At 49.8% G+C, this 19,844-nt stretch carries 17 protein-coding genes; 7 read left to right on the top strand and 10 right to left on the bottom strand.

The features are described from left to right. Positions 1–59: 59 nt before the first annotated feature. The 3 genes from NDA06_RS08285 (at position 60) to NDA06_RS08295 (ending at position 3,472) form a co-directional block, all read left to right on the top strand. Entirely contained in the window at positions 60–524 is a 465-nt protein-coding gene (locus NDA06_RS08285) for a tetratricopeptide repeat protein (protein WP_190683322.1), read from the top strand. Positions 525–554: 30 nt separating this feature from the next. Continuing rightward, positions 555–2,249: a uroporphyrinogen-III C-methyltransferase gene (cobA, locus tag NDA06_RS08290; protein WP_190985452.1), complete on the top strand. Its 1,695-nt coding sequence runs from the start codon at positions 555–557 to the stop codon at positions 2,247–2,249. Between the two features lie 683 nt (positions 2,250–2,932). After that, positions 2,933–3,472 carry a phycobiliprotein lyase gene (locus NDA06_RS08295; RefSeq protein WP_190427680.1) on the top strand — a complete coding sequence of 180 codons (540 nt, stop codon included), beginning with the start codon at positions 2,933–2,935 and terminating at the stop codon, positions 3,470–3,472. A 2-nt stretch (positions 3,473–3,474) separates the two neighbouring features. Here the strand turns inward: NDA06_RS08295 and NDA06_RS08300 are convergent, their stop codons facing one another. The 5 genes from NDA06_RS08300 to NDA06_RS08320 form a co-directional block, all read right to left on the bottom strand. Next, entirely contained in the window at positions 3,475–5,652 is a 2,178-nt protein-coding gene (locus NDA06_RS08300; protein WP_190985453.1) for a response regulator, read from the bottom strand. Positions 5,653–5,832: 180 nt separating this feature from the next. Further along, complete coding sequence (locus tag NDA06_RS08305) at positions 5,833–6,288, bottom strand: response regulator (protein WP_190985454.1); 456 nt, start codon at positions 6,286–6,288, stop codon at positions 5,833–5,835. Further along, a complete protein-coding gene (locus tag NDA06_RS08310; protein ID WP_190985455.1) occupies positions 6,282–8,318 on the bottom strand; it encodes a CHASE3 domain-containing protein in 2,037 nt (678 codons plus the stop codon). Before NDA06_RS08310 ends, NDA06_RS08305 begins: the two co-directional genes overlap by 7 nt. 315 nt (positions 8,319–8,633) lie before the next feature. Next, positions 8,634–10,403 carry a diflavin flavoprotein gene (locus tag NDA06_RS08315; RefSeq protein ID WP_190985475.1) on the bottom strand — a complete coding sequence of 590 codons (1,770 nt, stop codon included), beginning with the start codon at positions 10,401–10,403 and terminating at the stop codon, positions 8,634–8,636. Between the two features lie 108 nt (positions 10,404–10,511). Further along, a complete protein-coding gene (locus tag NDA06_RS08320) occupies positions 10,512–12,230 on the bottom strand; it encodes a diflavin flavoprotein (RefSeq protein WP_190985456.1) in 1,719 nt (572 codons plus the stop codon). Positions 12,231–12,371: 141 nt separating this feature from the next. On the opposite strand from NDA06_RS08320, the gene NDA06_RS08325 reads away from it, so the two are divergent. Beyond that, complete coding sequence (locus tag NDA06_RS08325) at positions 12,372–13,166, top strand: pantothenate kinase (protein WP_190985457.1); 795 nt, start codon at positions 12,372–12,374, stop codon at positions 13,164–13,166. 165 nt (positions 13,167–13,331) lie between these two features. Here the strand turns inward: NDA06_RS08325 and NDA06_RS08330 are convergent, their stop codons facing one another. After that, positions 13,332–14,171: an alpha/beta hydrolase gene (locus tag NDA06_RS08330; protein ID WP_190985458.1), complete on the bottom strand. Its 840-nt coding sequence runs from the start codon at positions 14,169–14,171 to the stop codon at positions 13,332–13,334. Between the two features lie 74 nt (positions 14,172–14,245). Next, on the bottom strand, positions 14,246–14,701 hold the full coding sequence (locus tag NDA06_RS08335; protein ID WP_190985459.1) for an NUDIX hydrolase: 456 nt from the start codon (positions 14,699–14,701) through the stop codon (positions 14,246–14,248). Between the two features lie 146 nt (positions 14,702–14,847). On the opposite strand from NDA06_RS08335, the gene NDA06_RS08340 reads away from it, so the two are divergent. The 3 genes from NDA06_RS08340 to NDA06_RS08350 all read left to right on the top strand — a co-directional run bounded on the left by NDA06_RS08340 (position 14,848) and on the right by NDA06_RS08350 (position 16,015). Beyond that, positions 14,848–15,141 carry a hypothetical protein gene (locus tag NDA06_RS08340; protein WP_190985460.1) on the top strand — a complete coding sequence of 98 codons (294 nt, stop codon included), beginning with the start codon at positions 14,848–14,850 and terminating at the stop codon, positions 15,139–15,141. A gap of 281 nt (positions 15,142–15,422) precedes the next feature. Further along, positions 15,423–15,818 (top strand): RNA-binding protein, encoded by a 396-nt coding sequence (locus tag NDA06_RS08345; protein WP_190528105.1) that lies wholly within the window; start codon positions 15,423–15,425, stop codon positions 15,816–15,818. A gap of 2 nt (positions 15,819–15,820) precedes the next feature. Beyond that, on the top strand, positions 15,821–16,015 hold the full coding sequence (locus NDA06_RS08350; RefSeq protein ID WP_190414631.1) for a hypothetical protein: 195 nt from the start codon (positions 15,821–15,823) through the stop codon (positions 16,013–16,015). Positions 16,016–16,195: 180 nt separating this feature from the next. Here the strand turns inward: NDA06_RS08350 and argH are convergent, their stop codons facing one another. From argH to NDA06_RS08365, 3 genes are all read right to left on the bottom strand, one after another. Next, positions 16,196–17,581, bottom strand: coding sequence for an argininosuccinate lyase (gene argH / locus NDA06_RS08355; protein WP_190528103.1), 1,386 nt, complete (start codon positions 17,579–17,581; stop codon positions 16,196–16,198). Positions 17,582–17,770: 189 nt separating this feature from the next. Then, on the bottom strand, positions 17,771–18,016 hold the full coding sequence (locus NDA06_RS08360; protein ID WP_199324046.1) for a hypothetical protein: 246 nt from the start codon (positions 18,014–18,016) through the stop codon (positions 17,771–17,773). A gap of 158 nt (positions 18,017–18,174) precedes the next feature. Beyond that, the gene (locus NDA06_RS08365; protein ID WP_190985461.1) at positions 18,175–19,593 is read right to left on the bottom strand and encodes a PP2C family protein-serine/threonine phosphatase; all 1,419 of its coding nucleotides are present in this window, start codon (positions 19,591–19,593) and stop codon (positions 18,175–18,177) included. Positions 19,594–19,844: the final 251 nt, after the last annotated feature.

Raw genomic sequence — 19,844 nt, forward strand, 5'->3', positions numbered from 1 at the left:
ACCGCCGTCGAGGTAAGCTTAAGCAAAATAGGGCTGCTAGAAGTGTCGGAGGGTTAGCAATGGTGGAAACGGAAATATCTCAACAAGCTTATTTTCTGGCTGCGGCTGTCGTCGGGATTAGTCTGGCTCTCCTCGGTTTTTTCCTGGGGAAGACATTTATCGCTTCAAACTTTTTTAAAAAAGGGGTGGCACTTTATAAACAAAAAGACTATGCAGGTGCAGAGGCATCTTTTCGCCAGGTGATTCAGCGACACCGCACCAATGACATGGCGCGATTGCTGTTGGGAAATGCGCTAATGGCGCAAGATAAGATTGACGAGGCAACGCCGATATATCGGGAATTGATTGAGCGATCGCCCAAAAATGTCGATGCTTATTTAAGGTTGGGAGACACGCTGATTAAACAAGACAAAATCGAGGAAGCGATCGCAATTCTTCAAAAAGCTAGAAACTTATATAAAGCGGGTACTACAGAGCAACAACAACTCGATCAACTCATCCAGGAAATGGACATCCCGAAATAAGCTTCAATTTCATTTGATCGCAGCCAAATCATGACTGAGCGTACCGGAAAAGTATATCTGGTGGGGGCAGGGCCGGGAGATGTTGCTTACCTCACCGTCAGGGCACAACATCTACTCGTTGAGGCACAGGTGTTAGTCTACGACGCCCTCGTAGATGCCCAGTTGTTGGAGTTGGTGCCAGACAGTTGCCTGAAGTTGGATGTGGGCAAACGCGGTGGACAACCCAGCACACCGCAAGCTGAAATTAACCAACTGCTGGTAGAACACTGTCAGCAGGGAAAGCAAGTCGTGCGGCTAAAAAGTGGCGATCCGTTCATTTTCGGGCGTTCTACTTCAGAAATTCAGGCATTAATTGCCGCTGGGTGTCCTTTTGAAGTCGTACCGGGGATTTCTTCAGCACTAGCAGCACCGTTGCTGGCGGGGATTCCGCTAACAGATCCGGTGATGAGCCGAGGTTTCACGGTGATTACTGCCCATGAGCCTGATGTTTTGGACTGGCAGGCGCTGGCGCGGATGGAAACGCTGGTAATCTTGATGGGTGGGCGCAATCTCGGTGAAATTGTCTATCAGTTGCATCGATATGGGCGATCGCTTTCTACTCCCGTCGCCGCGATTCGTTGGGCGGGAACGCCTCAACAACAAGTCTGGACAGCTACGCTGGGCACTATCGTTGAGCAAACTAGGGGTGAATCTCTTTCTCCCGCCGTCATTACCATTGGGGAAGTCGTTGGTTTGAGAGAATACTTGCGATCGCCAGATGCACCAGTCGTCTCAGATCGACGCCTAAATCCGCCCGTACAATCATCAGCATCTTCAACCCAATCCGCAGGGGTGAGTTTATCAGACATACCTATGGGAAGCCACAGTTCTCAGAAAACCTCGTCTCTAACGACTCAAAACTCTTCCCAACCGCTAGCTGGGAAAACTATCCTGGTGACACGCGCCGCAGGACAATCGGGTGAGTTTTGCTTGCGCCTCCAAGAAGAAGGCGCGACGGTGATTGAGATGCCGACGCTGGAAATTACGCCTCCTTCCAGTTGGGAAGAATTGGATCGTGCGATCGCGCACTTATCGGATTTGGACTGGTTAATTCTCACTTCCAGCAACGGGGTTGATTACTTTTTTGAACGGCTGGAAGCGGAAAATCAAGATGCCCGTGCCTTAGCCGGGGTCAAAATTGCTGTCGTCGGCAAGAAAACCGCCCAAAGTCTCAGGCAGAAAGGCTTACAACCCGATTTTATTCCCCCAGATTTTGTTGCAGATTCGCTAGTTGAATACTTTCCAGAATCGTTAGGAGGCAAGAAAATTCTGTTTCCCAGAGTGGAAACGGGGGGAAGAGAAGTCTTGGTGAAGGAATTAACCGCCCAGGGTGCGGAAGTAATCGAAGTAGCGGCTTATCAATCTCAGTGCCCGAAAGCGATCGCACCCGCCGCCTTAGACGCCCTCCAGCGACAAGCGGTAGATGTGATTACTTTTGCAAGTTCTAAAACTGTGCAATTTTTTGGTCAATTAGTCGGAGAAATCGACAAATTACCCCTAGAAGGTGTCTGTATCGCCTCAATTGGCCCCCAAACTTCTAAAACCTGTCTTTCTCTGCTGGGGCGGGTGGATGTGGAAGCCCCAGAATACACTTTAGACGGCTTAACCCAAGCGATCGTCCAGTGGGCGACATCTGAGGCGAATGTCCGCGATCGCTTGGCTCACAACTCAAATATAGATTGCTAGATAGCTATTCTCGATTGGATGCCGTACATTTTAACCCCACCCCAGCCCCTCCCCGTAAACGAGGAGGGGTTTAATATTCCCGATTCTCCTCGCTGCTTGCCCCGCCTTGCTGCCGCTAGTGTCGCGCCGTCAACGAAGAGGGGTTTAATATTCGCCCCTCTCCGTTCACGGAGAGGGGCTGGGGGTGAGGTTCCATATTCTCCTCCCCATAAACGAGGAGGGGTTCCCTCTTCGCCCCTCTCCGTTCACGGAGAGGATTTGGGGGTGAGGTTCCAAGTATTACACTCAACTGAAAACCGCGATCATCTCTCTCGAAAGCTTTTCCACCTTTCGTCGTGCCCTTATGGGATAGACGGTTCTAAGATTCTTCCGGATGACAGAGCCGCTAGTAAGTATTTTTAGCTATCATCTATTATTATTAAGATTGTTAACAGTAACTTGCATTTTGGCAGGCTTACCACTCTAGCCAAGGTGGTACGTCAGCTAAGTGCCAGATAGCTGACCCGATATAGTGGCGCTCAACTGTACCCAGATCGGGTGTCACTAGAAACCGCGACTTGCACAACCGTTCATCAGATTGCTTGCATAAAGGTCAAATAAAAGGGTGATAAGTCCCATAGCTACCAAGCAAAAATTGACGCTTGCAAGAACTTTATTTTCAATTCATATGAGGACTGGTACTGGTGACAACACTAAGACAACTTGCCCAAACCAATGAAGAATCTTTAATTGCAGCGTTTTTTCAGGAATCAGAGGGCAAATGGCACTCTGAAAGACGCTACTATACGCTGCCGGATGGAGAAACCAAGGAGATGGTGAGTCTGATTACCGTCCGGTTTCTGGAACAGGGAAGCTCGGAATTGCTACATTTGGCAGAGTTACACCAGCTGGAAGATCCAGCAGCGCTGATTTGTGGTTCCTATGTAGAGTGGAACAGCACAAACTCAGTCACAAACCGCAAAGAGTCCAAAGGTTCGACACTATTTGGCGCATTAGGAACCACACTCTATCGCGATCGCGGCTTTGCCACTCCGAAACCCGTCACGGCTGAGTATTATTTCCCCAATCCCAAAACTTTGTGCTTGCGGACAGAGTACAGAGACTCTTCATTTGAAGAAGAATTAAAACTGATTGGTCGAAGCTACCGCACCCGGCAAACGATCATCTCCCGTGCCGGAGAACAGCAAATGATCGGTCAATATCTAGAAAAGCGCCTTAGCTAGACTTAGCCTGCACACCCAGCCAGAAGTGCCACCGCCGCCACTAAATCATCAGGCTCGACGGGCTTAGACTGATACATTTGAAACCCTGCCTTCAGGGCGCGGTTTTTGTCTTCCTCCCTAGCGTAGGCGGTCAGCGCTAGGGCTGGAATTTGTTTTCCGGTTTTTTCTTCCAGAGTTCTCACCTTGCCGATGAGGGCGTAGCCATCTTCCTCTGGCATTCCAATATCACTCACCAGCAAATCGGGCTGCCAGCTACGAAGGACTTCTAACGCCTCGGCTACCGATGCGATCGCTTTCACTTTCGCCCCAGACTCTTCAAGCACGAGGGCGATCAATTCGCGTGTATCCGTATCATCATCCACAACTAGAACCTGCAATCCGCTCAGGAGTTGAGGTGCTTGTGCTACCTTCTCCTTAGCTTCCCCGCTCCCCGACTCCTCTGCCCCCCGGCGCTCCTGCCCCTCGGTTTCTCGACTTTTATCAAAAAGTGGTAGAAGCACTGTAAACGTTGCTCCCTGCCCGATTCCGAGACTAGCAGCACGAACGGTGCCACCGTGCAATTCCACCAAGTGACGCACAATCGCTAATCCAAGTCCTAATCCTCCATGCGATCGCGTGGTACTCGCGTCAGCTTGACGAAAGCGGTCAAACGCATAGGGCAGAAAGTCGGGGCTAATGCCCATGCCTGTGTCGCTAATTTGGATTTGGGCAAAGAAAGTTGAAGGTTGCGGGTTATTAGGTGGAGAGTTCGTGGGTTGCACTTCAACTTTTTCTTCGAGTTTTCCCTCAACCCTCTCCAGCCGCACCTCAATTTGCCCGCCTTCTGATGTGAACTTGATGGCGTTGGAGAGTAGATTCCAAACGACTTGCTGCAAGCGATCTGGATCGGCAGCGACTAAGCCGACTGAGCGGTCTAGTACCGCCTTGACTCGAATCCCCTTGGCATCCGCTGCTGGACGCAAGATATTAATCGCTTCATCAATGATAGGTATCAGCTCGATCGAGCGAATATTCAGGTGCAGCTTGCCCCGAATAATCCGCGAGACATCTAGAATTTCATCGGTGAGTTTTACCTGCGCCTTGGCGTTGCGCTCAATACTCTCAAGGGCACGAGAGATAACAGAGGGATCTAGCTTCTGAGTGCGGAGTAGTGTTGCCCATCCGAGGATAGAGTTCAGGGGAGTGCGGAGTTCGTGAGACAGGGTGGCAAGGAACTCGTCCTTGAGGCGATTTACCTCCTGTGCTTCCCGGTAGAGTCGGGCATTGTCAATTGCCAAAGCAGCCCGCTCCGCGAGGTCTTGCAGAAAGAATTGGTCATCACGAGTATAGGAATATCCGGGGCGATCGCGCGAAACGAATAAAGTCCCAATCCGCCGACCTCGTACCTCTAAGGGTGCGATCAAAATGCTGTATATCCCAAAGCGCTGCAAGTAGGGCAAATACTTGGACTCGCTCAAAGGTTGTATCTCCTCTGGCGACACGACTGGAATCAGTAGCGTCTCGCCCGTTTTAAAGACCCGACCCGTCAAACCCTCATCAACGCGGTGTGGCTCCGTGGCGAGGGTTTCTTGCAAACAGGCGAGGGCTTCTGGGTTTGGATGATAAATTGCTACCGGGTTGAGGTACTTTCCATCATCTGATAGGATGCGAACTACGCACAGATTTCCCAGTCGCTGAGCTATTTGCTGACTGACCAGTTCTAGAACTGCTTGAAATTCCGGAATTTTCTCAGCAAAAGCCCGCGATACCTCGCTCAAAGCTTGCCGATGCGCTTCCAGACGAGCGGCTCTTCGCTGAGTTTCGGCTCGTTCTAGGGCTAACTGCACCGCAGCAGGCAAACGGTTGTAATATTTGGGCAACTTCAGAACGTAGTCGGACAGCCCCGCCTTCATCGCTTCTACAGCAATCTCTTCGCTGCCTGTATTAGTAAACATCACCACGGGGCAGTCGGGATACCGATCTTTAACGGCACGCAACACCTGTAGACCATCACTCCAGCGCAGTTGATAGTCAGTGACAACGGCATCGAAGCCATCTGCCGCCAGCGCCTGGTTTAAGCCATTGATTTCTGCAATCTCCTGGATTTGGAGATCGGAAAAGGCTCGGTTGAGCTGACGAGCTGCTAGAAGGCGGTCATCAGGGTTGTCATCGATCAGTAGAATACGTAAAGTTTGGCTCATATCCGCTATTCAGTTGGAAGGTTGAAAGGGTTGAAGGTTGAGGATTCTACGAGAGTTGCCGGTTGAAGGTTGAAGGCTGAAGAACGTAATTGATCTGTTTGCCTTGCATCTGTCAACTTTTCCACTTTCACCTTTTCCACTTTCAACTTTATCTACTTTCAACCTGTAACTTTTCCCCTTTCAACCTTCCTCTAATTTTGGCTTCTGGTTGAAAATGAGCCAATATGAATTCAGTGTTTTCACCATATCCAGCAACCCTTCAAAAGCAACTGGTTTAACCAAGTAAGAGTTGGCTCCCAGGTCATAGGCTTGGTTGATGTCACGATTTTCCTCGGAGGAAGTTAGAACAACAACCGGCAGGCGCTTCAGGTCTGGCTGCTGCCGTAACCATTCCAGCACCTCAAGACCCGACTTGCGAGGGAGTTTCAGGTCTAGCAGGATCAAAACGGGTAGGGGGTAGCGATCGCGATCGGTGTAAGGCGGTTCGCCCGCAAGGTAAAACACGGCTGCCTCCCCATTTTCCACCACTTGCAATGGGTTAAGCAGGTTAGCTTTCCGAAAAGCTCGCTGGATTAGGAAAATGTCATTGGAGTCGTCTTCCACCAGCAAAATAGTATAGTTAGACACGTTCAACATTCGTCTCTAGCCTTGGGCAGGTCTATCCAAAATCTGCTTCCCTCACCAGCTTGCGACTCGACTCCGGCATGACCTCCCATGCGTTCTAACCCTTTCCGCACAATTGCCAACCCAATGCCGGTGCCGGGGTAACTTTCAATTCCGTGTAGGCGCTCGAAGACGCGAAAAATGCGTTGTTGATGTTCTGGAGCAATGCCGATGCCGTTGTCTTCTATCCACAAGCGTACCCAAAATTGGGAAGTTGCTGAAGGTTGATTACTCTCTGGCTCTTCGGCTCCAGATGCGATCGCTCTTGTCTCTACAATACCCTGTTCCTCGGCTTCCCCTCTCTCCCTAACTTCTGCCCATACTCGCACCTGCGGTTGGACTCCAGGAGCGATAAATTTTATTGCATTATTTAGCAAATTTGTCAAGACTTGAATCAAGGTGGTGCGATGCCCGACGATTTGAGGCAGCGGTGGTTCTACTATCACTTGGACTTGTTTTTGCCGCAGTTCTGGCTCTAGTTGAGCAAGTACCTCCACCACCACCGCTTCTAGGTGAATCGGCTGGAGACGGATCTCCGTGCGGCTGAGGCGACTATAGTCGAGCAGATCCTGGATTAAGGTATCCATGCGCTGGGAAGCCGTAATAATGCGCTGGGCATAATCTTGCCCGATGGCATCTAAGGAGTCGCTATAGTCTTCTAACAAAGCGTGACTGAAACCCTGCATGGCACGCAATGGCGCACGGAGGTCGTGAGAAACGGAATAGGCAAACGCTTCTAATTCAGCATTGGCTTCCTGCAATTGAACGGTGCGATCGCTGACGCGCTGCTCCAGTTGTGCATTGTACTGTTCGAGTTGTTCTCGTAACTCAGCTTGCTGCATCGCGATCGCAAGTTGGTTGGCAACCTCAGTGGCAATCTCTTGGTGTTCCGGATTAAACGTTGCCGGTTCCGTGGCACTTAGAATCAGTTCGCCGAGCAGATTTTCTTCGACCCGCAGGGGTACAGTCATGCAGCTGCTTTGCCCTTCCCCCATTCGCTTCATGGCAGGCGGACAACGATTGAGTGCCGCGTTCTCTAGAGAATAGGTTCTCTGTTGCTCTAAGACAAATCCAGGCACAAACTCGTCAATGGGAAGCGTAGCGCCTTCTTTGAACCACAAATCTCCGTTGACACTTCCGGCTATCACCTGGGCAACGCCAGTTTCAAAGTTAAACAACACCACAAAAGCCTGCTGGCAAGGCACTAAGCGCCGCATCCGGGACAATGCCGCGCGGACAAGTTCTGCCCGTGAATGTGCTGCCAGAATCGCCTGGTCGATCTCATGCAATGCTTCCAACCGCTGGGCAGATCGACGCAGCGCGTTTGTTTGCTCTTGGGCGATCGCGAGGGCGTGTTTGTAGGTTTTTGCTACTGCCATCAACTGACGGTTGGTGAACAATGCCAGCAGGCTTCCCAACCCAATGGTTAAGCCGAGAGTGCTGCCGATTGTCAGTTGGGTTGTTTTTTGAGCGGTGTCGGTGCGAACATCCCGCAGCACCTCCTCGGTTTCGATGAACGAGGCAAGCTGACTCCGCATCGCGTCCATTAGCTGTCTACGAGTGTTAAGCACAGAGAATTGATAATCGCTACTGCGCTGCTTGCGAGCGATCTGGGAGGGGGCATATCGATTCCACTGCTCATAAATTGCTCGCAACTCTTTGAGACGCTGAGTTTGTCGCGGGTTGTCCGAAATTAAAGAACGCAAGTCATTAAAAGCCGGATTGATTAACAAACTTGACTGTCGGTAAGGCGCTAAAAAAGCCGGATTGCCGGTGATAAGATACCCGCGAATCCCGCTTTCCATATCTAACAGCAGTCTCTGAGTATAGTTTGCTTGGGCAATGACTCGATCGGTGTGGTCAACCCACCGCGTCACCGAAAGTAGATGGTTGAGCTGCAAAAATAAGATGCCGGAGAGCACTAGCATCAAAATCAACGGCAACGCGATCGCACGAGTTAGCCTGTGTCGAAAGTTGTTTTGAGCAGTCTCAAATAGCGCCATTTCAACCCTTCAAGCCTTTCGGCTCTAGCAGTAAGCTTTAGCGATCGCACTTGGCGGAAGCCGTCAGCGCCCGCTATGGTGTCTCCTTTACTTTGAAAAAATACTGAGCCAGCAGATCCAAAGATAGCGATCGCCTACTTCCAAGCTAACAACTTACAACACAATAGCAATCCCCAATTAGTTATTAGTTAAAACTCTGTGCAACTTCCTGAATTTCTTCGAGTAACATTTCCCTCTCCAAACTCCTGATAAATGGCTGGCTCAGAAAAAGTTGCATTGGGCGTTATGCACTGGGTGTTATTCACTGGGCGTTATTTAATAATGGCTACCCGATTTTCGGTGATGAACGGCGGTGACGCCTTCCTGCTGTAACACCTTGCCATTTTCCACCACAGCGTAGACCAACCAGTGATCGCCACATTCCATCCGGTTGCGGGCAGTACATTCCAGATAAGCAAGGGCATCGGTGAGAATCGGACAACCATTTTGGGCGTCTTGCGTAGCGACACCCGCAAATCGGTCTTCACCGGGACCAAAAGGTTTGAGAAAATGCTTCATCAAGCCGATGTGCTTGCCTTCTCCCAAAATATTTAAAACAAATTTTCCGCCAGAATGCATCAGCGATTCAATCGCTCGATCCTTGGCGACAGCAATGGTTAAACCGGGGGGATTAAAAGTTGCCTGAGACACCCAAGAAGCCAACATCGCCCCGCTGAGTTCGCCTTGTTTCGTTGTTACAACGGAAAGAGAGCCAACTAGATGCCCTACCGCTTGTTCGATCCTGGCAGATTGCGAAGGTGAAATCGGTTGCACGCTTAACTGTTGTCGAGCCATTTTGGCTTTTTTAGCTTTTTTCAACGCTTGGGCGAAGTCTGTCCCGGCTTCTTCGCAATATTTCAGCGTCACCTCGGTGGGTTTAAATTTGACTCGAATCGGGTCGAAGCCAAAGCGATATCCAGCATCTTTTAACTTGCCTTCTAGTAGATCGATCGCTTCTCCACTCCAGCCATAAGAACCAAAAACACCCGCCAGCTTGCCTTTGCTCGCGTTGGATAGGACAATGCCCAAGGCAGTTTGAATCGGCGTGGGAGCATGACCGCCGAGGGTAGGAGAACCCATGATAAACCCATCTGATTTTTCTACAGCTTCTTGAATTTCCGAGGGTTCGGCAAATTCGCAGTTAATTGATTCGACAGCAACGCCTGCTTTGGTAATACCACTAGCGATCGCTTGCGCCAAGGTTGCCGTATTTCCATAAGCTGAAGCATAGAGCAGCGCCACGCTCGTTTCAGTTGCCCTTTGCTGCTGGTTCCATTGACGGTAAGCTTGCGTCAGCGGAATTAGACTGTAGCGCACCAAGGGGCCATGACCCGTCCCATAGAGTCTGGCTGGCAAATCCTGTGTCAGTTTGTCTAGCGCTGTTTCGACTTGCCGAGCGTGGGGAGCCATCAGACAATCGTAATAGTAGCGCCGATCTTCGCTAAACACCGTCCACCCTTCATCAAACACCTGATCGCCGCAAACGTGCGCCCCGAAAAGCTTATCCGTATACAAAATTTCGGTTAGGGAGTCGTGGGTGCAAAGGGCGTCAGGCCAACGGGGACTAGGCGTGGGGATAAATTGTAAGTGATGACCTTTGCCTAAATCGAGGGTTTCTTCCCCCCGCATTACGGCAATTTGTAGATTGTGTTCTTGTAAAGTCTCTGGGAAAGTGTTTTCAAAAAGATTTCGCAGCAGAATTGACCCTGGATTCGAGCAAACAAAAGTAATTTGAGGAGCCAGTTTTAGTAAAGCATTCAGCGTAAAAACTCGGTTGGGGTTGACGTGTCCTAAAATCACGTAATCCAGCTTTTTTAAGTCAAATCGCTGCTGTAAAGCGGACAGAAAAATGCCTGTAAATGATTCTCCCGGCGGATCGATGAGCGCTGTTTTATCCGCTTGAATCACATAAGAATTCGCCGTTGTGCCCCGTTGTAGAGCATATTCGATTTCAAACTTAAGTCTGTCCCAAGTGCGCGATCGCAACACAGTTGTATCTGCACCAATCGGGAGAACCTGAACATCGCGGGGTTTTGTGGCTGTCATCATAAGTTAAAACGGTAATTTTTTTAAACGCAAAGGTACACTCTCATACGCAAAGTTAAAGCTGCTTCTTTGCGTACCGAGAGCGCTAACCTTGGCGCATCAAGAGCGTTAATAATAATTTCCGATCTTGCGATGGTGAACCGCTGTGAGGGCGTCGGGTTTGGAGACGCGACCGGATTGAACGGTGCTGTAAACTATCCAATGATCGCTGCATTCCATGCGGCTAGAGACTTCACACTCCATGTATGCGAGGGCTTCCGTCAGAATTGGGGAACCATTCTCCGCAGGCTGAGATTTGATCCCGGCAAATCGATCCGCGCCAGGGGGGAATCGTTTTAAAAAGTGCCGCATCAAATTTTGATAATTTCCTTCTTCTAAGACGTTGAGGACAAAGCGATCGCCTACTTGCATCATCGACTCAATAGCCCGGTCTTTTGCGACAGCGATGGTGAATCCTAGGGGTTGGAAGCTGGCTTGTGCCACCCAGGAAGCTAACATGGCACCTTTGACTTCGCCTTTTTTGGCAGTGATGATGTACAATCCACCGCTGATGCGTCCCAGGGCTTTTTCTAATTCGGCATCAAGAGATTTAATCTGTTTGATGTTGCGATCGCGGGTGAGCAATTGTCCTAAGTCTGTACCCGCTTCTTCACACAACTGATAGGTGGCTTCTCCGGGTGTATCTTTAATCCGAATTGCTGGAAATGCGACTGTCAGCCCTAACTCTCTAAATTTACTCACCAGCGGATCGACGGGTTCGTCATCTCCTCCGTAGGACTCCAGAATCCCGACTACTTGTTTTTCCTTAGCAGCGGCTAAAACAATGCCAATCGCAGCTTGGGCGGCGGCAGAGGCGGCTGGGGGTGTGGCAATGACTAAGCCGGATGAACGCCCTACCAGTTCTTGCACCTCCTGAGGATCGGCAGATTTCAGGTCGAGTGTCTCGACGGCGACGCCTGTTTTGGTGATGCCTTTGGCGAGAGATTGGGAAAGGCGATCGCTATACCCGTAATCGGAGACGTAAAATACCGCTACTGTCGTCTCGCCCTTGGTTTGAGCTTGACTCCACTGGCGATAACGTCCCGTCAGTTCCACAACGTTGTGGCGCAGCAGCGGGCCGTGTCCGGTGGCGATGGTGTGTACTTCTGGCAGTTCTCCCATCCGTTTCAGTGCAGATAGCACGGAACGAGCATTCGGAGCCATCAGACATTCGTAGTAAAAGCGATAATCGGCTTCGATGGCGGCTAAATCTTCATCGAAGGTGCTATCCGAGCAATAGTGCAAGCCAAAGGCGTCGCAAGTATACAGGATTTGGGTTTTGTAGTCGAAGGTGAAAATGGTGTCGGGCCAGTGCAAGTTGGGGGCAATCACGAATTCCAATTCGTGTCCGTTGCCTAAATCCAACTTGTCGCCATTTTTGACGATTCGCCGCTCAAACGGCTGATGCACAAAATCTTCGATAAACTGGATTGCGACTTTTGACCCAACCACCGTTACCTGAGGAGCCAGTTTCAAGATGTCTTTGACTAATCCGCTGTGGTCTGGCTCGGTGTGGCTGATAATCAGGTAATCAATTTCTTTTGGGTCGATGAGTCCATGTAATGCATCCAGATATAGCTGGCGGAACTTTTCATGGGAGGTATCCACTAAAGCCGTCTGCTCACCCCGAATGATGAAGGAATTATAGGTGGTGCCGTTTTGCAGCCCAAATTCAATGTCGAAGCGATCGCGATCCCAGTCGAGCGAGCGAATCGTTGTCGTGTCAGGGGCGATTTCGCCGGTCTGCATGGTGAGGCGTTTTTGGGTTCGGTCGGTGAGCGCTACCATCTCTGGTCTCCTTCTGTTGCAACCCATTAGGTATTTTTTCTTCTTTCATTCTGCCACGAGTCTCTTGTAAAGATTTATTAAAAAACCTATGAGTGAGTTAAGAGTTTTAAAAGTGCCGAACGGCTCCAGGCTCAGAGAACGATGAATTGGCTAGCTTTGACGATCGGGAATTCGCGGCTGCACTGGGCGTACTTTGTGGGAGAAATTCTTCAGGATGCCTGGGATAGCTACTATCTGCCAGCGGCAACTGTGAATCGTCTGGCGCAGCGCTTAGCAGCGGGTAAATTTCCACTGGAAATTTTGCCACCCAGTCCGACCAATTCACTATCCAAAATCCACAATCAGCAATCAAAGTTGCCGATTTATCTGGCTTCGGTGGTTCCAGAGCAAACAGCACTTTGGCAAAGTTACCCAGATATCCGTGTCATGACTTTAGACCAATTGCCCCTTGAAGGACTTTATCCCACTCTTGGTATTGACCGGGCTTTAGCGGTGTTGGGTGCTGGCGAAGTTTGGGGCTTGCCTTCTTTAGTGATTGACGCTGGAACTGCTTTGACATTTACGAGTGCAGATGTCAACCATCGGCTAGTGGGTGGGGCGATTTTGCCTGGGTTAAGGTTACAGCTACAGTCTCTAACCCAAAGAACTGCTGCGTTACCACTGATAGAATTGCCCCAGGAAATGCCGCCGCGTTTTGCTGTAAACACACCGGAGGCGATTCAGAGTGGCGTTATCTACACTGTCTTGGCTGGAATCAAAGACTTTATCCAGGCTTGGTGGCAGAAATTTCCAGGTAGTCGGGTGGTTTTGACGGGAGGCGATCGCGCTACTTTATTTGCTTATCTCCAAATCCAGTTTCCTGAAATAGCCAGTCAGATAATTAGCGACCCGAATCTGATATTTATGGGAATGCGGTCAGTCGTCCTTAGTTCTTAGTCCTTAATAAAGCGACTCGCATCAAATCCGCTTGATTCTCCACAATTGAGAAAAACCTTACCCCGCCTCCACCTGCGGCTCCGGCTCCCCTCTCCGCTTGCGGAGAGGGGTTGGGGGGTGAGGTTCTTTTATTAACTCCACTACAAGCGCACAGCCTATGCGCCCCTAATGCTTACTAACGAAATCTCGAATATACTGAGCCACGACATCTGGCAACGCTTCGGGTAGATCGTTTCCCGCAAAGCTAATAATTTCCAACTGAGCTGATGGAGTTAAGTCCGCGTAGGCTTGACTTTCGGCAATTCTAGAACGACTGTCGCGATCGCCTTGCAAAATCATAACGGGGACTTTCAGCCACTCCAGTCTTTCTTTCAATAATTCTGCTTGAATTTCGGCGCGGCGGCGTTGAAATAATAGCTTGTCGGTAGTGGGAAACTGCACCGGCTGTTCTTGTCGCCGCTTCTTTTGCCCAGTCTGCTTGCGGGGAAACAGGCGATTGTTGGAGACACGAGCGATCGCATCTATGAGCGATCGCCACCCGGAGGATACCACCTTAGACAGCCGCTTAAATAGAGATGTAAATAGAGAGGGGCGCGATCGCTCGGTTCTTAATCCCTCCGCTTCCACCCCAATTGGAGCTAACAGCACTAATCCGCGCACCTGTTCCAAATATTTCAGCGCGAAGCTCGCCGCAATCCACCCTCCCAGCGAGTGACCAATTAAAAAAACTTCTCGCTGATTCAATGCCTCTAACAATTCAGCAAGACATTCCATCTCCAACTCAATCGAGTAGTGAACATCCGGGCGTTCGGAGTCACCAAAGCCGAGTAAATCCGGGGCAAAGCAGTGGTAATCCCGACTCAAACAATCGATGACAGCTAGCCATTGACTGCTATCGTGAGCCGATCCGTGTAAAAAAACCAAAACTGGCCCTTGACCAACTTCGCGCCAGAAGATTTGTCCTTGAGACAGCTTAATTCGAGAATTGCGTAACGGTAGAGTCATCCTAGATTTTAGATTTTTAGATTTTAGATTTTAGATTGACGATGGATTGACTCATCCAAAATCGAAAATCCTGCTTATGCGAGGGTTGTCAAGCCGTTCAAGTAGTCCTGCAACTGCTGGTCGTGGTCATGGCAGAGTTTCCCTTGAGGCAAGGATGTCACAGAGAAAGCTTTGACTTCCATAATTTCCAGCGTATCCCGAACCTGCATTTCTCCCTGCACTTCTGCTTCTAGCGCTACACAAATCGAATGAATTCTGGGATCGCGGTCTGGCGAAGAATAAACTCCCACTAACCGGCGAATTTTTACTAACTCCAGTCCAGTTTCTTCCGCCAACTCCCGCCGCGCTGATGTCAGAATGTCCTCACCCCAATCAACAATCCCGCCAGGAAAACCCCATTCACCTGTATCTCCGCGTCGAATGAACACAATTCGACCATCCGGCAAAATCGGGATGATAGTTGTGCCGATAATGGGATGGCGGAAAATAATCCCTAGCACTGTTTGTATAAATCGCCATGAGCGACGCATAGGCAAAAGAAGCTTTACTTCAACGCAGAAAGGAACTTTTACTTTTAGAGTCAATTGATGAGCAGGAAGTTCTCCGATTCCAGATAAAATTTAAAACTTTGCAAAAGGAGGGTTTCCCTAAGGGCTGAATCCGCATAGTTCTGGGGATGCCAGAATTGCTTATTCATCCACCTCTACAAATTAAAATTTTAAATCAGCGAGAATTTCCGCTTTTTGAGATTCAGTCACCTGAAGATAAATCTTCTCAATGTTACCATCCGAGCCGATCGCATTCATGTGCAGCGCTGAAGGCGTATCAACTGCTTGGTGCGGAATTTTTTAGCTTTTTGCTGCGGTTACGGCTGGCAATTTTACCCAGACAAGAAGCAGTATCGCTGAGTTTTAGGGACATGGGGCTGTTTTCAACCGCAGCAAGTCAGCGCTTTTTAGTAGGCTGCTGACAGGCTGTTATGATATACGTTACAGATGCAAGTTCGGTCACGTCAGTCAGCGACCCGCCGTTTTTAGGCTAGCCTGTTTCGGTGTTTCTTCCACAGGTTTGAAGGCAGAGGCTTCCAGCGCCAAAAAATGCTCTGGGAGAGCAACGCACTCTCTGTCTAGATTCGCTTGGACAAGAGTAGGTTCTGAGAAGTTGCTAGAGACGCTTTAATTTTGCGCTTCTAGGTCGCTCTTCTCTCTCTCGACTTTCATCTGAATCAACTGTTCGGATGGATATTGTTGGATGACTATTTACATCGAAAGTCTGTCTTCGCAGGTTACTCCAAAAGACTTTAAACAAGTCTCTGCATCTGGTTCAGCCAAAAGTGTGGCGATACCAAGCGACCGGAAGACAGGCAAAGTGCGGGGCTTTGCTTTCGTAGAGAGGGTGGAAGCTCTGCAAAAAAAGACAGCTATTTCGGTGCTGGATGGTGCAAAATGGATGGGGCGTCAGATGCAGATCAACCAAGCCAGACCGAAGGAGAACCCTCGAAAAGAGGGCGATCGCGGTAGACTGCCAGATTGGCAGATTCTAGCACCTGCTTTTCCAAGCCTTGGGCGTGACTGGCAACACCAACAAGCATCAGGTGCGGGGGAAAACCCAAAGGCACCATTTTTTAGTCGTATATCAAAGAGGTGAACATGGCGAAGCGCCGTAACCCTAAGAAAGAAAAGGCGCAGCGTAATCAAGCATACGCCCGCAAGTTTCGTAAACGTCAAACTACGGGTCGGTTCTCTAAATTCCGGCGTCAAAGATCGCCAGGAGAGAGAACCAATGAGGAGGATGAAGACAAGATGGGAGGAGGAATGGGAGCAATGGGCGGCGCGATGGGTTAGCCATTGCTCGGTTCTGAGGATTGAGGGTTGAGGACTGAGGACTGAGGATTGAGGACTGAGGAAGAAAAATATTTTTCCTCAGCTACTAACTCTTTTGCGAAATTGAGAAATCCCCTATTCAGCCCTCAGTCTTGATTACTCAGTCCTAATTACTCAGTCCTCAGTCCTGATTACTTAGTCCTAACTACTCAGCCGAGACTGGGCAGCTTGAATCGCTTGTCTCACTTGCTCAAATCCGGTACCGCCGTAGCTGTTACGAGCGGCAACTACTTGTCTTGGAGAGATGGCTTCATAGATGTCTGGCTCAAAAGCTGGGTGCAATTCCTTCCATTCTTCCAAGCTCAAATCCTTGAGAAGTTTACCGGCAGCGAGGGAAGTTTTTACAACCTTGCCCACGAGATTGTAAGCTTCCCGGAAGGGGACACCCCGCGCTGCTAGGTAATCAGCAACATCGGTCGCGTTGGAGAAATCTTCCGCGACGGCTTCTGCAAGGCGAGCGGTACGAAATTCTAGCCCCTCGCGAAACAAAATGGTCATTGCTTCTAAGCAGCCTTTAACGGTCTTTACACTGTCAAATAGGCTTTCTTTGTCGTCTTGTAAGTCTTTGTTGTAAGCCAAAGGTAGCCCTTTCATCAGCACTAGCATTCCTTGCAGATGCCCAAAAACACGACCTGTTTTACCCCGCACGAGTTCAGGCACGTCGGGGTTTTTCTTTTGGGGCATGATGCTGGAGCCGGTGGCGCAGCTATCTTTGAGGGTGACAAAGCCGAATTCGTGAGATGACCAAAGGATGACTTCCTCCGATAAACGGCTGAGGTGAACCATGATCAGGCTGGCGCTAGAGAGAAATTCAATCGCAAAATCGCGATCGCTCACGCCATCCATACTGTTGGCATAGACCCCATCAAAGTTGAGCAGTTTGGCGGTGTAGTGTCGATCGATGGGGAAAGTGGTTCCGGCAAGTGCGCCACTCCCTAAGGGCGAGATATTGACGCGCCCATAGACTTCTCCTAGCCGCTCCCAGTCCCGTTCTAGCATTTGAAAGTAGGCGAGGAGGTGGTGAGCTAAAGAGACTGGTTGGGCGCGTTGTAGGTGCGTATAGCCGGGAATTAGGGTTTCGACGTGATTTTGGGCAAGGTCGAGGAGAACTCCCTGAAATTCGCGCAACTGGCTGCGAATTTGCGAAATTTGATCTCGCAAGTAGAGGCGGGTGTCAGTGCCTACTTGATCGTTGCGCGATCGCGCCGTGTGCAGTTTTTTGCCGACATCTCCGGTAATTTCTGTCAGCCTACGCTCCACCGCAAAATGAACGTCTTCTGCATCTATCCCTGGATTGAAGTTTCCTTCTCGGTATTCTTGGCGGATTTGTTCTAAGCCTGCGACTAGCTGTTGTGCCTCCGACTCTGAAATAATGCCGGTGTGAGCGAGCATTTTGGCATGGGCAATCGAGCCGGTGAGGTCGTATTCGATGAGTTCGATGTCGAAGCCGATACTAGCGTTGAAGCGAGCGATCGCAGGATGCAACGCCGATTCAAACCGTTGGCTCCAAGTTTTTTGTTGAGTCACGAGCTTCTTGGTAACGTTGGATTAACAGATTCAAAGGCGAGCAGGTTGAAAGTTGGCTCGTCGAGAAGGTTGTAGCTTGCAAAGGCAAGCATCTTACTCTTTAGCAAATTTCAGGACGAGCAAGTTGTATCCAAACATTCAACTTTCAACCTTCGACCTTTAACTTTTTAAACCTTCAAACGCTATCCACTAAGCTGTAATCCCTCGAATCAGGTAGCCAAAAAACAGCCCAATTAACAGTGCCCAGACTTGCCCTGATTTAATGAAGTAGTTAAAGGCATTTTGCATCTGGTCTAAGACTTTTGGGTCTCTGATTTGCTGCGCCAACACGGGCCAATTGATTGGCGAGTTCGAAAACCATACCGATACCGTATCGTAACTGTGGGTCAAGTTGGGCAACCAACCGATTATTTCGTGCATTTCATTAAGCACCATGACTCTGATCTCCTCACAACAAATAGAGATGTTGGCAAAGGTTGCTCGCGCATCCGTTCAGATTGTTATTAACACAAAGCTGATGTCTTTGCTAGTGGGGGAGTCAGCGATGGGTAATTCGTGATGGGTATAGGAAATGACCCATGACTCATTACCGATTAACTTTTGACCTGCATCACCACTAGCGTCATATCATCTCCGTTCCGGCTGGATGGACCAATAAACTGCTGTACCTGCTCAAATAGGTAATCTAAAATCGCTTGGGTGCCGTTGCAATGCTGGCAAGCCCACTGGAAGGTGCGGCTCAGCTTTTCTTCGTCAAAGCGATCGCCATTTTGATTTGCCGCATCGGTAAAACCATCGGTGTAATAAATAATCGTGTCCCCAGGATACAGCTGGGCTTGGGCATCTTCATACTGGGAATCGGCATCCAGACCAATCAGCATTCCCCAGGTATCCAAGCGCTTGATGGAACGGGTTGATGCCTGCCATAACAAGGGAGGATGGTGGGCGGCATTACTGTAAGACAGAATCCGGGTTTGCGGATCGTATTCGGAATAAAACAGGGTGACAAACCGATGGGAGTTTTCTAAATCGGCATACATTACCCGGTTTAAATGTTGCAGGATCTTCGCCGGTGAGTGCCTGTTTAGCACTTCGGCTCGCAGCATCCCCCGCGTCATCGTCATGATTAGACCCGCTGGGACGCCTTTGCCCATGACATCCCCGATTACCAGGCTCCACGGAACCGATCCTCTTCGGGCAGTTTCCACTTCCGAATCACTGTCTGTTTGGGGGCGCAGCTGGTCATAATTGGCGGGAATAAAATCATAGTAATCTCCGCCGACGCGACTAGCCGTTTGGCACTTTGCCGCTAGTTCGACTCCATAAATATTCGGACATTGTCGCGGTAGTAGGCGCAGCTGGATATCGGCACCAATTTCTAATTCTTTATCTAGGCGTTCTTTTTGGCGTAGTTCGACGGTAAGTTCATCGTTTGCGATCGCAACTGCTGTTTGATCGGCAACTAACCGCACCAACTTCTGCCGGGTGTCTGTCCAAATATATTTGGGATCGCGGCTGAACACATAAAGACGGCCTCGCTCTGTATTTTTCACCAGAATCGGAGTGCCAAATACCTGAATGTCTGGCCCTAAAAACCGAGTCAGCTGAGCATCCAATGATGGCGGTGTGGCGACCCCCTCTGCCGTTGTCGAGGGATTACTCGCCTGACGGGTTGCGGCGTTAAGCGCCTTGCGAATATCCTGACAAGATTGACCTTCCTGACAGTGCAGGCGTTCTAGCCGCACCTGACCATTCGGCAAAAACCGGATGAGAATGCCGCCATCGGCATCTGTGACCCGCGTTGCCATCAGCGGAATCAACTCCAAAAACTGATTCAAGTTATTGAAGCTACGCAGGGCAAACCCTAACGACGAGAGCAAGTCTTGAATCTTGCGCTGTTCTCGATGCAAACGCGCCACCAGTTCTTTGAGCGCGAAAACAGGCGTCGTTTCGGCGGTGGTACCGCCGTCAGGTAAGGGAGATGGCTGGCGAGGAAGGGGCACAGCAGTCATAGCATCAGGAGTTAGAGTTCCGCACAAAAGTTTGTTTTAGCTGTCAGGATATCTTTACAGATTCTGGCTTAAGAATTGCCAGTTTTGGCAACGGTTTGGGGAAAACGCCTTTGATTTAAAAAAAATTAAGAAGGCGTTAGAGCAAAATTGTTCCCGATTACTATCGCAACAGTTGCCAGTTGCAGCTAGCCGTCCGGACGCGATCGCTAAGCAAAAGGAGCCGGCTGTTCTTGAGGTGTAAATATACCCTT

This window comes from Trichocoleus sp. ST-U1, from assembly GCF_039961835.1.
Lineage (GTDB): Bacteria > Cyanobacteriota > Cyanobacteriia > Cyanobacteriales > FACHB-T130 > FACHB-T130.